This window comes from Leisingera aquaemixtae (assembly GCF_019801145.1).
In the GTDB taxonomy this organism is placed as follows: Bacteria; Pseudomonadota; Alphaproteobacteria; order Rhodobacterales; family Rhodobacteraceae; genus Leisingera; species Leisingera aquaemixtae_A.
Map to the genome: position 1 here is coordinate 96,849 of NZ_JAHVJQ010000013.1, position 15,194 is coordinate 112,042.

The following is a 15,194-nucleotide window of genomic DNA, read 5'->3' on the forward strand; positions in this document are numbered from 1 at the left end:
TCACCCGTAGACGCTGGCGGCAAGGTCGCGCAGCGCCTGCTGCACGTCGGCCTCGTCGCTGAGGGGTTCGATGATGGCGGCCTCCACCGCGCGCTCCACGCTCATGCCCTTGGCAATCAGCGTGGCGGCGTAAATCAAGAGGCGGGTGGAGACACCTTCCTCCAGGTCCATGCCGGAGAGCTTGCGGATATGGCCCGCCAGCCGCACCAGCGCAGCGGATCGATCCTCGTCCAGCCCGCTCTCGGCAGCAACCACCGCGGTTTCGGCGGAAGCTTCCGGAAAGTCGAAGCCGATCGACAGGAAGCGCTGCCGGGTCGAGGGCTTCAGCTTCTTCAGGATGTTCTGGTAGCCGGGGTTGTAGCTCGCGACCAGCATGAAGGGCTTGGGCGCGGCCAGCTCCTCGCCGGTGCGGTCGATGACCAGGCGGCGGCGGTCGTCGGTCAGCGGGTGCAGCACCACCGCCACATCCTTCCTGGCCTCGACCACCTCGTCGAGGTAGCAGATGCCGCCCTCGCGCACCGCGCGGGTCAGCGGGCCATCCACCCAGACGGTCTCGCCGCCCTTCAGCAGGTAGCGCCCGATCAGGTCGGCGGCCGACAGGTCGTCATGGCAGGCAACGGTGTGGAGGGGCAGCCCGAGCCGGGCTGCCATATGTTCCACGAACCGCGTCTTGCCGCAGCCGGTGGGCCCCTTCAAAAGAAGGGGCAGACCGTTTGCTTGGGCCATCTCGAAGACGGTGCATTCATCGCCTGCGGGACGGTAGAAGGGAACAGAAGGCATGTTCATAGCGTTCATGGCTTACTCTCCCGCCACGGCCGCGGGGCCGGGTTTGATGACTTCGCGGCGGACCACCACGGTTGCGTAGATGAACAGGAGTGCACCCAGCACAACCACCACGCCAGAGCCGAGGCGCATGAGGAAGAATAGTCCCAGCTGGTCCTGCACGTCCATGAAGTATTCACCGACAATGCGCTGCATGTGGGTCTGGATGGTGCCGGCAAAGGTCAGCACGAAGGTCATGAAGGCCATGCCGCCGGTCATCAGCCAGAAGGACGCCATGTTCAGCACCTGGTTATAGGGGTCACGGTTCCTTAGCTGCGGCATCGCATAGGTGAACATCGCCAGGTTCATCGCCACGTAGGCGCCGTAGAACGCGAGGTGCCCGTGCGCAGCGGTGATCTGGGTGCCGTGGGTATAGTAGTTCACCCCGTGCAGCGTGTGCAGGAAGCCCCACACGCCGGCGCCGAAGAACGCCACGGTGGATGCACCCAGCGACCACAGCAGCGCGGCCTTGTTCGGGTGGTTCTTGCGGCCTTTCCAGACCATGACGAAGGCAAAGCTCATCATCGCGAAGAACGGGATCACTTCCAGGGTCGAGAAGATCGAGCCGATCCACTGCCAGTAGCCGGGGGTGCCGATCCAGAAGAAGTGGTGGCCGGTGCCGAGGATGCCGGAGAACAGCGCCAGGGCAACGATGACATAGAGCCATTTCTCCACCACCTCGCGGTCAACACCGGTCAGCTTCAGCATCAGGTAGCCGAGGATTGCGGCCATCACCAGTTCCCAGGTGGCTTCCACCCACAGGTGGACAACGAACCACCAGTACATCTTGTCGAGCGACAGGTTGTCCGGGTTGATGAAGGCAAAGATCCACAAGAGCGACAGCAGCCACAGACCCATCAGCAGGATGTTGGTGATCGCCGTCTTGCGGCCCGCCAGCACGGTCAGCGAGATGTTCACGAGGAAGATCACCGCCGCAACCAGGATGCCGAACTTGACCCACAAGGGCTGTTCCAGGAACTCCCGCCCGCCGTGGATGCCGACGAGGTAGGAACCGACGGCGCCCAAGGTGCCGACCACCAGAATCGCCAGCTGGATATAGGCCAGCTTGACCGAGAACAGTTCACGCTCGGATTCCTCGGGGATCAGGTAATAGGCGGCGCCGAAGAAGCCCAGCAACAGCCAGACCACCAGCGCGTTGGTGTGCAGCATCCGCACGATGTTGAACGGCAGCAGCTCGCTCAGCGTGTTCGGCCAGACATAGATCCAGCCGGCCAGAAGGCCGCCCAGAACCTGAATGGCAAACAGGCCCATTGCCACCATGAAATAGGCATAGGCCACTTTTTGAGATTGATATTTCATTGTTTCTCTCCCTCAGCCTGCGTCGTTCGGCGGCCAGTTCTGGGTATCGGTCTGATCCGCCCAGCGCAGGAATTCGGACAAGGCCTTGGTCTCTTCTTCCGTCAGGTCGAAGAACGGCATCTGGCGGCGGCCCTCGACGCCGGAGGGCTGCGATTTCATCCAGCCGTCGAGCATTTCATAGGCGCCTTCGGGGTCGTCCAGCACGCCCCAGCGGGTCATGACGTTGCCGACTTCGGGTGCGAAATAGGCGCCCTCGCCGTGCAGCGTGTGGCAGTTGATGCAGGAGTGGCGCTCCCACACGTGCTTGCCCTGGCGCACCTCGTCGGTCAGCTCCATGCCAGCTGTGGATTTGTTTACGATGAATCGGTGGCTATGCGCGGTCATGGCCACGAACACGACGACGAAGAACAAGGAGCCCCCGTAGAACACGTTCCTGGCCCGCGACTTGGTAAGTATCTCTGACATATCGCGGTCCTGAGTACAGTTGCGGATGTATTCTGCGTAAACCCGCGCACCGTCTCATATGTTGTTGAAGCGCAAAGACCGGGCGCATTGCTGCACGCAAGATGCAGGAAAAGGAGGAAGCCCGATGCGCCGACCCGACTTCGACGACCCCGACTTGCCCCTGTCAGAACTGTTCCACCACTGGCCCGACTGCGCCGGCGAATTCATGCGCCGCCAGATGCTCTGCCCCGGCTGCCCGATCGCGCCGTTCCACACGCTGATCGACGCCTGCGAGGAATACGGGCTGGAGGAGATGGCGTTCCGGGAGCAGCTGCGGGGGATGGTGGGGGCATAGCCCGCGTTTTGGAAGGAGTGACCTCAGCGAGCCCAAACGCACCAAGGATTCCCCTGCAGCGAAGCTCCGCTGGATTCGCGCCGCTCCTTTGCCAAGCCAATTGACGTTTCTAAAGTTGGAGCCTAAGTACGAGAGGCGCTTGAGGCGAGTTGCCTCTTGCAATGGAGATTTTATGAAAGAGACCCGGGCCTAACGCCCGTTCCTGGCGAAGCAAATTCAGGAACACCAACAAAGATAGGCACACTCACGCGCTACGCTGGGTGCCCTGTTTCTGTGCTTTCATAAAATCGAGACATCCCAATGAACATCTCAAAGCACGAGCAACGTGTTTTGCATGAGCTCGCCTTAGGTGGCGAGATAAAATACACGCGCGCTGACAATGGTAAGGTGCAATCCGTTCAGTGTTTTACACGTGACGGCTTTGTCTTCTCAGCCTGCACGATGGACGTATTCAAGCGCCTGAAAGACAAGCGCTTCATCAAATCGAAGAATGGCCACCCCTATCGCATTACGCATTTAGGGAACCAATCCGTGCGTGCGCAAATGAACCAGCGATAGACAAGGGTAAGCAAATGACAGACAACACTATTTCGATCCGCCCCTATCACGCCGATGACACCGAGACGGTGATTGCTGTTTGGCAAAAGGCCAACGCGCTCGCTCATCCGTTCCTCACCCGGGAATTCGTGGCAGAGGTGCGGCAGGCAATGCGCGACATCTATCTGCCCAATGCGGAAACCTATGTGCTGGAGGAAGCAGGAACTGTCATTGGTTTCATTGCCCTGCTTGGCAATGAAATCGGTGGCCTGTTTCTGGACCCATCCAGGCATGGCAGAGGGTATGGAAAGACGCTTGTCGATCATGCCGTTGGCCTGAAAGGGCCGCTGAAGGTCGAGGTCTTCCGCGACAACGCCATCGGGCGGCCGTTCTACGAACGCTACGGTTTCGAGTTTATCAAGGACGAGATCCATGAACCGTCCGGACAGGTAAACCGGAAGATGTCAATGCCCGGTGCCTGACTCTCTTTCAACAGGCCGTCCCTTGCGGGGGATGGCCAACCGGTGCGCGCCGCATGCAACGTCATTGCCCGGCGCGCGAACCACTCATCACAAGGAATACTGAAATGGACCAAACGATAAAAGAGAGCATCATAAATGTTCACCGCCTGGCATTCGGCGAAGAAGAAGGACCGGAAATCGCAAAACTTGCGGAAAGCTTCCTCAACCACCCGGACACGGTCTCGATCAGTGTAAAACGCGACGGGCAGTTTGCAGGTAACGTGCTGTTCACGCCATTTGTCTTCGAGGACCGCCCGGACATAAAGTGCTACCTGCTCGCACCTTGCGGCGTGTCACCGGTCTTCCAAGGCCACGGCGTTGGCAAGGAGTTGATGGAAACCAGTATCGAACACCTGAAGTCTATTGGAGCGGATGCTGTGTTCGTGCTGGGCGTCCCGGCCTTTTACCCTCGGTATGGTTTTGCGCCGACTGACAAACAGACGCCTTACCCGGATCTGCTGACAGCACCGGAGGCATGGATGGCACTTGAGCTGACACCCGGAACGGTCGGGAAACTGAGCGGCAAGACACAGGCGATCCCGCAGTTCATGCAACCGCATTGGTGGGACACATCGGGGCGCGAGTGACGCCAGGTTTCATCCTGAACCAGACATTTGGCGTTCTATGCCGGATGTCTGGTTTGCCCCCTACCCCTGCGCCCCGCTCAGCACCACCAGCCTATGCGGGGCCGTGACCACGATGTGCTTGCGGGTGGAATGCACGATGCCGTCCTTCTCCCAGGCCGACAGCAGGCGGCTGACGGTGTGCAGCGTGGTGCCGGTCATCTCGGAGATGTTGCGGCGGGTCACCGGGAAGGCGATCTCGATCCCCTCCTCCACCTTGCGGCCCGACTGATTCACCATCCGCAAGAGCGCCGCCGCCACCCGCTGCTCCACCGCCTGGGTGGCCAGCTCGGTGATCCGGGTCTGCATCTCCCCCAGCCGCTGGCCCAGGGTGCTGTAGCTTTCGGAGGCAAAACCCGGGTACTTGGCGGTAAACTCTCCCCACAACCGCACCGGCCAGGACAGTGCCAGCGATTCCGAGGCCGCCACCGCGGTGGCCGGATAGGTGTCGCGGTTCAGTGCCGGCGCGATGCCGAACAGCTGGCCGGGTGAAATATGCAGCGCGATGATCTGCTCGCCGCCCTCGGTGGTCTTCACCACCCGGATGTAGCCGTCCAAGAGCAGGTGAAACCGCTCGGCGTCATGGCCTTCGTGAAAGATCTCCGCCCCCTCGTCATAGCGCTTGGGCAGCGCCTGATCGAGGATTTCGCGGATCTGGCTGCGCTCCAGGAGGCTGAAGGGCGGCAGCCCGGTCAGGAGGCTTTCGTCGAGCTTGGACAAGAATGCACCGCAAGTTTGCTGAAGGACAAAGAGATCACCCCGCCGTTATCGCATAGTGACGCCAGAGGAAACAACCGTGCGGGAAAAAACGGGAATCCGGAACCGGGAGAGCCTCCCTCCTCCCTGCCCGCCGGTGCTGATCCACGGGGTTCGGCGAAAGATTGCGTCCCTTGCGCTGAGCCGGCGGGCGGCACCTGACCAGTGCCGCCCGCCTTTCATCTGCCCGGACGCTTGGAGGCCTTCATGGCTGCGCGAACCGAATACACCGGACCTGTTCTCTTTTCCTTCGGCTTCAGGCCGTTTTTCCTGGGCGCCTGCCTGTTTGCCCTGCTGGCGGTTCCCGCCTGGCTGCTGATCTGGCAGGGCGGCCTGGAATACAGCGGCGTGTTCCAGCCTTCCGACTGGCACATTCACGAGATGATCTTCGGCTATGGCGCTGCGGTGGTGGCGGGTTTCCTGTTCACCGCGGTGCCGAACTGGACCGGGCGGCTGCCCGCGCGCGGCTGGCCGCTGGCGCTGCTGTCCGGCCTGTGGCTGCTGGGGCGGCTGGCGGCGGCGGGCTGGCTGGGGCTGCCCGCGCTGGGGGTGATGGCTGCCGACTGCGCCTTTCTGGCCGCGGTGATTGCCATGATCGCGCGGGAAATCATCGCCGGTGAAAACTGGCGCAACCTCAAGGTCCTGGTGCCGGTCACCCTGCTGGGCGTGGCCAACGCCTGCTTCCACATCGAGGCGATGTCCGGGGGCGCGGCCGATGTCTCGCGCCGCCTGGGCATTGCGGTTCTGATCTTCCTGATCATGCTGATCGGCGGCCGGATCATCCCCAGCTTCACCCGCAACTGGCTGGCCAAGCACGGGGCGGAAAAGATGCCGGTGCCCTTTGGCAAATTCGACGCCGTGACGCTGGTCTTCGGCGCGGCGGCGCTGCTGGCCTGGACCGCGGCGCCCTGGGCCGCTGTCAGCGGCGCGCTTCTGCTGGGTGCAGGCCTGCTGCACACGCTGCGGCTGGCACGCTGGCGCGGCCTTGCCACCCTGCCCGATCCGCTGCTGCTGATGCTGCACCTGGCCTATGCGCTGATACCCGCGGGGCTGATCGCTGCGGGCGGCGTCCCCTTCGGACTGCTGGAGCCGGCGGCGGCGGCGCATATCCTGGGCATCGGTGCCATTGGCGGCATGACGCTTGCGGTGATGATGCGCGCCACCATGGGCCACAGCGGCCGTCCGCTGGCGGCCGGCCCTGCCCTGACCGTTGCCTTCATGCTGCTGCTGGGCGCCGCCGCGGCGCGCATCGCGGGCAGCACGGAACTGGCCGCTGGCTGGGACGGCATCACGGTCTCTGCCGTCTTGTGGACCGCAGGCTTTGCGCTGATGGTGCTGAAAACCGGCCCCTGGCTTGTCACCCGGCGGCTCGGCCCGAAGAAGGTGTCGAAAGCACAGCCCTAGGCCGCGCCTGAGGGTGCGGCAATAAAGGCCTGGCTCACGCAATTTTAACGGCCTTCTCAGACAGTGATATTCCGGTTAACAAAGGTCTGGAATGGAAGAGGAGGTCCTGAATGCGGTGGAAAGCTGCTGCCGCTGCCGTGCTGCCGCTGCTGTTTTGGACTGCTCAGAGCCTGGCCGGGCCGGCCGGGCTCGACACGTTCCGTCGGCCGGACACGGTGCCGTTTCCTGATGAGGCCCCCTATAGCCGGGAACTTGCCACTCTCGGCAAGATGCTGTTCTTCGATCCGCGCCTTTCCGGCGGGCAGAACATCAGCTGCTCCAGCTGCCACAACCCGTCCTTCGGCTGGGAAGTGCCGGTGCCAAAACCCATCGGCGCAGCGAATACGCCGGTGCTCCGCCATGCGCCGACGCTCTTGAATGCTGCCTGGATCATGCCGCTGCTCTGGGACGGGCGTTCAACCAGCCTGGAGAAACAGGCGATCGGACCGATCACAGACCCGACGAAAATGAACGCCACCTTCGACGGCATCATTGCCAGGCTGACGGCCGTGCGCGAGTACAAGTCCTGGTTCGAACGGCTGTTTCCAGACCGCGGCATCCGCAAGGAGACCATCCTGAAAGCACTGGCCACCTACCAGCGCACCATTGTCAGCGGCGTAGCCAGTTTCGACCGCTGGGTGGAAGGGGATGAGACCGCGGTTTCCGAGGCTGCCAAACGCGGCTATGCGCTGTTCACCGGACGCGCCAATTGCGCATCCTGCCATACCGGCTGGATGTTCACGGACAACCAGCTGCATGACATCGGGCTGCGGGGCAGCGACCTGGGTGCTGGCGGGCTGGAACCGCGGGATGAGGACATGAACTTCCGGTTCAAGACCCCCGGCCTGCGCAATATCGCGCTGCGGGCGCCCTTTATGCACGACGGCTCCCTGGGATCGCTGCGCGCAGTGATCCGCCACTATGCAGCCGGCGGCGCTGAGGCCGGCCGCTCTCCGGAGATCAATGGGTTTGCCATCCCGGAAGAGGAGATTTCGGATCTGATCGCCTTTCTCGAAACGCTGACCGATACGGAAACCGATGTGCCAACCCCTATTTTGCCGGCCAACTGATGCAGGCGGCTGAAGGCTTCCAGTCATGAGCATCAGGCGCTCCATCGTCCTGCCGGTCCTGGTGATCGCAGTCGCGGCCTTGCTGGCGGCACTGCTGGTCGGCGGCATGGCGTTCTTTGCTTCTGCCCGCAAGGATGCCGTGCTCGAGGCCTCACTGGAAGTCACCCGCCGGACCAGCAGCGTCACTGCCGGCATCACAGCTGCCCAGGTCTATGCCCAGGACGTGCTGGCCATGACACGGCTGGTCCAGCAGCAGGAGGTGGCGCGCCAGTTTCATGCGTATCTGAATCAGATCAACGGTGATCTGGGAGCGCTGATGCGTCTGCCGCTGACCCCGCCGCTGCGGGAGCAGGTTGTGGCGCTGGACACCGCGCTGTCGGAGTGGTGCGTCAAGGCGGTTGTGCTTCTTGGCATCAAGCCCGCGCAGCACATCCCCACCCTCAGCTCGCTCACGATGAGCAGCGAGACGGTGACTCAGCAGGCGGCGGCCGTAACGGCGCTGGCGGCGCAGCATGCGGAAACGGCAGCAGCGGAGGCAAAGGAAACCCTAACCCGCATCCTGGTGCTAGGGCTGTCCGGAACCACGCTGCTGATGGCCGCAGCGCTGATGTTTGCCATTCGCAAGGCGCGCGGCTTCTCTGCCGCAATGCAGCAGGCCGCCCGGAAGCTGCGGCGGCTGGCCACCCGCGAGCAGCCGGAAGCCCCGGAAGGCGACAATGAGATTGCCGCCGTCTTTGCCGCGCTCGACACGCTGGAAACCAGCCTGGAGGAAAAGAAGCGGATCGCCGACCGCCTGCTGCAGGAAAAAGCCAGGGCCGAAGCTGCCACCGAGACGAAATCCCGCTTTCTGGCTACCATGAGCCACGAGATCCGCACCCCGATCAACGGGGTGCTGGGCATGGCGGAGGTGCTGAACGAAACCAGCCTGACCCCCGAACAGCAGTCCTGCGCCGGCACCATTCTGGCCTCTTCCGAGGCGCTGCTGCGCATTGTCAACGATATCCTGGACTTCTCCAAGCTGGAGGCCGGCAAGGCGCAGCTGCTGGAGCAGCCATTCAACTTGCGCGACGTGATCTATGACGTGGCCACGCTGATGTCGCCCAGCGCCACCGCCAAAGGAGTGGAAGTCTGCATCGACATTCCCGAAGGTACCCCGGCAGTCTTCACCGGCGACAGCGGCCGGGTGCGGCAGATCCTGATGAACCTTGTGGGCAATGCCGTCAAATTCACGCTCAAGGGCCATGTGAGCATCACCCTAAACTACGACACCTGCCACGGCATCCCGCTCTGCATTGACGTGCGCGACACTGGCGTCGGCATACCCGAAGACAGTATCAGCCAGATTTTCCACGCATTCGAACAGGTCGAAAGCACCACCGCGCGGCGGTTCGAAGGCACCGGGCTGGGGCTGGCCATCTCCGCGCGCCTGGCCAAGGCCATGGGCGGGCGGATTGACGTGGTTTCGGAGTCGGGCAAAGGCTCCTGTTTCACGGTCTGCCTGCCCTTGCCGGTGGCCGCTCCGGCCGCGACCCGCACACTGCCGCTGGCGGGCAAGCAGGTGGCGGTCGTCTCGGACCTCGCGTTTTCCCGCGAGGTGCGGCTGCGGCAGCTAGAATACTGGGGGGCAGGTACGCTGGCCCCAGACGGGCTGCCGGAGCTGCTGTCACAGCTGCAGGCGATGGCGGCAGAACAGAGGCGGCCGGATCTGGTGCTGGTGGAAACCAGCCTGCCGCTGGAGCACGCCAGAGATTTTTGCCAGTGTCTGCACGCGCTGCCGGGCTGCCGGGAGCTACCCATCGTGTTCTGCGCCGGCAGCCAGCTGCTGGCGGATTATCAGGCGCTCAGAAGCTGCAAGACCGTGCATGTGCTGATGAAACCTGCCCGCAACCGGCTGCTGCTGCAGGCGCTGCAGGAAGCAATAGGCCCCGGCGCGGCGCAATCGCCCGCCCCCTTGCATCCCGGAGCGGCGCAAGCACCGGGCAGCCTCAGCCATCTGCGGGTGCTGGCGGCTGAGGACAACCGGACCAACCAGCTGGTCCTGAAGAAGATGCTGGCCCCGACTGGCATCCAGCTGACCATGTGCAGCAACGGACAGGAGGCGGTCAGCACATTTGCGGCGCAGACCTTCGATCTTGTGCTGATGGACATGTCGATGCCGGTGATGGACGGGCTTGAAGCCACCCGCCGCCTGCGGGCCTGGGAACAGGAAAACGGCCGCGCCCCCTGCCCGGTTCTTGCCCTTACCGCAAATGTGCTGAGCGCGGATGAGGCCGCCTGCCGCGCAGCCGGGATGACGGGCTTTCTGTCCAAACCCGTGCGCAAGAAGGAACTGCTTGAATACATCGCCTATTGGACGTCGGCCCCAGCAGAGCAGAAGGCCCGGCCGGCCTGAGATTTCCGGTCCTGCGCACTGCTTCTCCAAGGCAGGTGCAGGCCATCCGCACCGGCTCCTTCACGCAGGCACACGGTTTGACACGAAATCGTGAAGCGCTACCTGTGAAGGTGCAGCCCGGCATGGCTGCATCTGCGGGGGATAAAGCATTTACCGGTACTGGACGCGCTGGCGTTTCCGGTCCGCGCGATGGCATTTCCGGTGGCTGTTTTTACGAGTGATTGGGGGATCACATGTCCAGTTTACAGATCGGGGCCCCACGGCCCTCCGATGGCACGTCCGCAAATCCAGACAATCCCGATTGGGGCGCAACCGGCACTGAACTTCTGAGAATGGCCGGCAGCGCGCTGGGGCCGGATGGCGAAATGGCGGGTGCAGACCGGCCGAACGCGCGCGTGCTTTCAAACCTTCTGTCGGCGCAGGACGGCGAGACAGTCAATGCCGCCGGAGCCTCGGACTTCCTGTGGATCTGGGGCCAGTTTCTGGACCACGATCTGTCGCTGACCGGGGCCGAAAGCGGTATCGAGGCAAACATCGAGGTTCCGGCCGGCGATCCGTTCTTTGATCCCTTCGGCACCGGCGAAGCCATCATTCCGTTCACCCGTGTGGAACAGCACGAGGGTGAATTCCTGAATGAGATCACCGCCTGCATCGACGCCTCGATGATCTACGGTTCAACCGAAGAGATGGTCGCGGCAATGCGGGATGAAGGCGGCAAGCTGAAGATGACCGAGGAACATTTCCTGAATCTCGAAGGCGATGGCTTTCTGACCGGCGATGTCCGTGCCGCCGAAAATGTTGCCCTGACCTCGATGCACACGCTGTTCACCCGCGAGCACAACCGGCTGGTCGAGGAACTGGCGGCGAGGGATCCGTTGCTGACGGATGATGAACTGTTCGAGGCCGCCCGCGCCCGGGTCGAGGCGCTGGTGCAGGCGATCACCTTCAAGGAATTTTTGCCAATCCTGCTTGGCGATGATGCCTTTGGCGCCTACCAGGGCTATGACCCGGACGTGAATCCGGGGATTGCGATCGAATTTTCCGGCGCCGTCTACCGGCTGGGGCATACGCTGCTGTCGGCCAATCTGCAGCGGGTCACCGAAAATGGCACCCAACTGGACCCGCTGGCTCTGCGCGATGCGTTTTTCCAGCCGCATCTGGTCAGCCAGGACAGCATGATCGAAAATGTCCTGCGCGGGGCTGCCACCCAGACTTCCGAAGCCATCGACACCCAGGTGGTGGAGGACGTGCGTTCCTTCCTGTTCGGGCCGCCGGGTGCCGGCGGGCTGGACCTGGCGGCGTTGAACATCCAGCGCGGCCGCGACATGGGTGTGGCCAGCTACAATGACCTGCGCGAAGCCCTGGGCCTGTCCCGCGCCGAAACCTTCTCCGACATCACCTCGGACGCTGCGCTGGCCGCCAAGCTCGAACTGGCCTATGGCGACACAGACCTGGTGGACGCCTGGACCGGCGGCCTTGCCGAAGACGCCATTGGCAACGGGCTGCTGGGTGAAACCTTCGCACTGGTCATGATCGACCAGTTCACCCGCCTGCGCGACGGCGACCCGTTCTGGAGCGAAGGGCGCGAAGGCATTCCGGCGGAAGAGCTGAAAGCGCTCTGGGACACGAGCCTGTCCGACGTCATCCTGCGCAACACCGATGTGCAGGCGCTGCAAAAGGACGTCTTTGCCGCGATGAACCGGATTGCCGGCACCGTCGATGACGACCTGCTTGCAGGCGGCAGCGGACAGGACTTCATCTTTGGCCGCAGGGGCGATGACGTCCTGGCCGGGCTGGCCGGCGCCGACGACCTGCAAGGCGGCGGCGGACGCGACAGCCTGGCCGGCGGCACCGGGGCAGACTGCCTGGATGGCGGCGCCGGGGCCGACAGGCTGGCTGGCGGCAAGGGCTGGGACGAGCTGTCCGGCGGCGGCGGCAGGGACCGCCTGCTTGGCAACCGCGGCAACGACACCCTGGACGGCGGCGCAGGCCGGGACACCCTGAAAGGCGGCATGGGGGACGATTACCTCACCGGCGGCGCAGGCGCCGACTGCTTTGTCTTCAACAGCCAGCAGGGATGCAATGATACGGTTTCCGACTTCGAGCTTGGCACCGATTTCACCAAGATTACCGGCCCGCACGATTTCACCGCGCAGGCGCAGGATACAGAAAACGGCTTGATGTTCACCTTCGGCAACAACTGTTCCGTGACCTTTGAGGGCATCACGCTGGACGACTGGCTCGACTCCGGCGCAAGCTTTTTCTGACGGTTTCAGCCGGCGGCGGCATACATTTGCGCCCGGCGCGGAAAGTGCCGCCGCCGATCGGAAACTTCACAGCCGGCTGCCCGGCCGCGATGTCGTAACTCCATTGTCTGCTGACGCAATCAATGGACAGCAGCGGCCCGTCCCGCGCCTAAGATTCCCGATCAAATCTCCGCAGCGCTGCACGGCATGGCGGAGGGCGACAGGATCGGGGAGGACGCGCCGCCATGAAAGACAAGACAACCACCACAGACCAGGCAATGGCGCTGATCCGCGACGGCGACGTCGTGACCACCACCGGCTTTGTGCAAAGCTGCATCCCGGAAATGCTGCACGCGGCGCTGGAAAAGCGCTTCCTGGCAGAAGGCGCACCCCGCGACCTCACGCTGATCATGTGCGCAGGCGCCGGAGACAGCAAGGGGCTGGGCACCGGCCGGCTGCATCACGACGGTCTCTTGCGCCGGGTGATCGCCGGCAACTTCGGCCGTATGCCCAAGGTCGCCCAGGCCGCACAGGAGAACAAGATCTGCGGCTACAACCTGCCCCAGGGGGTGATCTCGCAGCTCTACCGCGCCTGCGCCGCCGGCCAGCCCGGCCTGTTCTCCAAGGTCGGCCTGCACACCTATGTCGATCCGCGCCACGGCGGCGGCAAGGTCAACAAAGTGACCGAGGAGGACATCGTCCGCTACCACGAGGTCGATGGTGAAGAATGGCTATTCTACAAGGCGACCAAGATCGACGTCGCCTTCATCCGCGGCACCAGCGCCGACCGTTCCGGCAACATCAGTATGGAGCGCGAGGCGCTGACGCTGGACTGCCTGGCCCAGGCGATGGCCGCCCACAACAACGGCGGCATCGTGATCGCCCAGGTGGAACGCATCGTCGAGGACGGCTCGATCAAGCCCAAGGACGTGAAGATCCCCGGCCTGCTGGTGGATTGCGTCTGCGTAGCCGACGATCCGGAGATGCACCGGATGAACTACGGCGTGCAGCACAATCCCGCGCTTTCGGGCGAAATCCGGGTGCCGGTTGAAGGCATCCCCAAGATGCCGCTGGACCAGCGCAAGATCATCGCCCGCCGCGCGGCGTTTGAGCTGCCGCCCAACGGCGCCGTGAATCTCGGCGTCGGCGCGCCTGACGGCGTCGCCGCTGTGGCCAACGAGGAAAAGGCCACTCCCTATATCACCCTCACCACCGAAGCCGGCGCCGTCGGCGGGGTGCTGGCAGGCGGCTCAAGCTTCGGCTCCTCCGCCAATGCCGACGCCATCATCGACCAGAACCAGATGTTCGATTTCTACGACGGCGGCGGGCTGGACCTCACTTGCCTCGGCATGGCCGAATGCGATGCCGAGGGCAGTGTCAACGCCTCCCGCTTCGGCGGCCGCCTGAACGGCTGCGGCGGCTTCATCAACATCTCCCAGAACTCCCGCGCTGTGGTCTTCGCCGGCACCTTCACTGCCGGCGGGCTGAAAGTGGCGGTGGAAAACGGCGAGCTGCGCATCGTCCAGGAGGGCCGCAACAAGAAGTTCGTGCGCCTGATCGAACAGATCACCTTCTCAGGGCCTTACGCCTCCAAGCGCTCGCAGCCGGTGCTGTATGTGACCGAACGCTGCGTGCTGCAGCTGACCCCCAAGGGGCTGGAACTGATCGAGATTGCCCCCGGCATCGACCTGCAGCGCGACATTCTGGATCAGATGGAGTTCAAGCCCATCATCGAAAATGTCGCCCTGATGGATGCACGCATCTTCCGGGATGAGCCGATGGGGCTGATGAACGACCTGTTGAACCTCAATCTCTCCGAACGCGTCACCTATGACGCCGCCCGCCACACCATGTTCCTCAACCTCGAAGGCTGGAGCGTCCGCAAGAAGCAGGATGTCGAGGATCTGGACCGCGTGCTGCGGGACGCCTTTGCCAGAAGCGGCCGGGATGTGAACATGGTGATGAACCAGAACGGCTTCCGCATCGCCGAGGACCTGCAGGACGACTATTCCGCCTCGGTCGGCCGGACGCTGGAGGCAAACAGCGCCTCGGTAGCCCATTACACCACCAGCGCCTTCATGCGCCTGAAGATGCAGGGCGAGCTCGCCAGCCGCGGCGTGCAGCCGCATATCTTCGAGAGCGGCGAAGAGGCGCATCAGGCGATCTGGGGCTCCTGAGAGCACCTCCGCCAGAGCCGGCCCCGCAGCGGGCCGGCCCCTGTCCCGCACCGCCGTTCCGCGCCCTCCCGGCAGCCATCCGCCTCCGCTTCAGCGGCGCATTTCCGGGCCTCCCCGCCCCCGAAAGCAGCGCCTCCAGAACCAGTCATCGCATTGAAATAAAGCCGTTTTCTAGCACAGCTTGATGCCCTCTCCGCCCCCGCGGCAAGGAGCGCGGAAGGATTTCCGGAGCAGCCGGAAAAAGAACTGCATTTTTTTTCAAAAACCCCCTTGCACCCCCCCGCAACAAACTTTAGACAGCGCCTCACCGATGGGGTGTAGCCAAGTGGTAAGGCAGCGGTTTTTGGTACCGTGTACCGTAGGTTCGAATCCTACCACCCCAGCCATCGGCCTCTCACACAAGAAAACAAGCATCCGGCGCACCCGTTAGCCCCGAAAAGGCCCCCGGTTTCGGCCCCAGTTGGTTGGCGTGCTGTTGGCGTGTCGGG

13 protein-coding genes and 1 tRNA gene are annotated in these 15,194 nt (G+C 63.4%); 10 read left to right on the forward strand and 4 right to left on the reverse strand.

Annotation, left to right across the window (positions count from 1 at the left end; genetic code table 11):
- The 3 genes from KUW17_RS21300 to KUW17_RS21310 are packed head-to-tail and all read right to left on the reverse strand — an operon-like array spanning window position 1 to window position 2,607.
- Window positions 1-795 carry a CbbQ/NirQ/NorQ/GpvN family protein gene (locus tag KUW17_RS21300; RefSeq protein WP_222482321.1) on the reverse strand — a complete coding sequence of 265 codons (795 nt, stop codon included), beginning with the start codon at window positions 793-795 and terminating at the stop codon, window positions 1-3.
- Between the two features lie 3 nt (window positions 796-798).
- Entirely contained in the window at window positions 799-2,142 is a 1,344-nt protein-coding gene (locus KUW17_RS21305; protein ID WP_222482322.1) for a cbb3-type cytochrome c oxidase subunit I, read from the reverse strand.
- Between the two features lie 12 nt (window positions 2,143-2,154).
- Window positions 2,155-2,607: a c-type cytochrome gene (locus tag KUW17_RS21310; RefSeq protein ID WP_039183591.1), complete on the reverse strand. Its 453-nt coding sequence runs from the start codon at window positions 2,605-2,607 to the stop codon at window positions 2,155-2,157.
- Between the two features lie 124 nt (window positions 2,608-2,731).
- Here KUW17_RS21310 and KUW17_RS21315 point away from each other — a divergent pair, with 124 nt between their 5' ends.
- The 4 genes from KUW17_RS21315 to KUW17_RS21330 all read left to right on the forward strand — a co-directional run bounded on the left by KUW17_RS21315 (window position 2,732) and on the right by KUW17_RS21330 (window position 4,586).
- Window positions 2,732-2,941 (forward strand): hypothetical protein, encoded by a 210-nt coding sequence (locus KUW17_RS21315; RefSeq protein ID WP_222482323.1) that lies wholly within the window; start codon window positions 2,732-2,734, stop codon window positions 2,939-2,941.
- 300 nt (window positions 2,942-3,241) lie between these two features.
- A complete protein-coding gene (locus KUW17_RS21320) occupies window positions 3,242-3,499 on the forward strand; it encodes a YjhX family toxin (protein ID WP_222482324.1) in 258 nt (85 codons plus the stop codon).
- A 14-nt stretch (window positions 3,500-3,513) separates the two neighbouring features.
- Window positions 3,514-3,960: a GNAT family N-acetyltransferase gene (locus KUW17_RS21325; RefSeq protein WP_222482325.1), complete on the forward strand. Its 447-nt coding sequence runs from the start codon at window positions 3,514-3,516 to the stop codon at window positions 3,958-3,960.
- Window positions 3,961-4,064: 104 nt separating this feature from the next.
- The gene (locus tag KUW17_RS21330; RefSeq protein WP_222482326.1) at window positions 4,065-4,586 is read left to right on the forward strand and encodes a GNAT family N-acetyltransferase; all 522 of its coding nucleotides are present in this window, start codon (window positions 4,065-4,067) and stop codon (window positions 4,584-4,586) included.
- 60 nt (window positions 4,587-4,646) lie between these two features.
- On the opposite strand, the gene KUW17_RS21335 is transcribed toward KUW17_RS21330, so the two are convergent.
- Entirely contained in the window at window positions 4,647-5,342 is a 696-nt protein-coding gene (locus tag KUW17_RS21335) for a Crp/Fnr family transcriptional regulator (RefSeq protein ID WP_222482327.1), read from the reverse strand.
- Window positions 5,343-5,585: 243 nt separating this feature from the next.
- Here KUW17_RS21335 and KUW17_RS21340 point away from each other — a divergent pair, with 243 nt between their 5' ends.
- From KUW17_RS21340 to KUW17_RS21365, 6 genes are all read left to right on the forward strand, one after another.
- Window positions 5,586-6,782, forward strand: a complete 1,197-nt coding sequence (locus tag KUW17_RS21340; protein ID WP_222482328.1) for an NnrS family protein — start codon at window positions 5,586-5,588, stop codon at window positions 6,780-6,782.
- 110 nt (window positions 6,783-6,892) lie between these two features.
- The gene (locus KUW17_RS21345) at window positions 6,893-7,891 is read left to right on the forward strand and encodes a cytochrome-c peroxidase (RefSeq protein WP_222482329.1); all 999 of its coding nucleotides are present in this window, start codon (window positions 6,893-6,895) and stop codon (window positions 7,889-7,891) included.
- Window positions 7,892-7,916: 25 nt separating this feature from the next.
- Window positions 7,917-10,283 (forward strand): ATP-binding protein, encoded by a 2,367-nt coding sequence (locus tag KUW17_RS21350; RefSeq protein WP_222482330.1) that lies wholly within the window; start codon window positions 7,917-7,919, stop codon window positions 10,281-10,283.
- Between the two features lie 233 nt (window positions 10,284-10,516).
- Window positions 10,517-12,550, forward strand: coding sequence for a peroxidase family protein (locus KUW17_RS21355; RefSeq protein ID WP_222482331.1), 2,034 nt, complete (start codon window positions 10,517-10,519; stop codon window positions 12,548-12,550).
- A gap of 224 nt (window positions 12,551-12,774) precedes the next feature.
- Window positions 12,775-14,706: an acyl CoA:acetate/3-ketoacid CoA transferase gene (locus KUW17_RS21360; RefSeq protein WP_222482332.1), complete on the forward strand. Its 1,932-nt coding sequence runs from the start codon at window positions 12,775-12,777 to the stop codon at window positions 14,704-14,706.
- A 311-nt stretch (window positions 14,707-15,017) separates the two neighbouring features.
- Window positions 15,018-15,092, forward strand: a tRNA-Gln gene (locus KUW17_RS21365).
- Window positions 15,093-15,194: the final 102 nt, after the last annotated feature.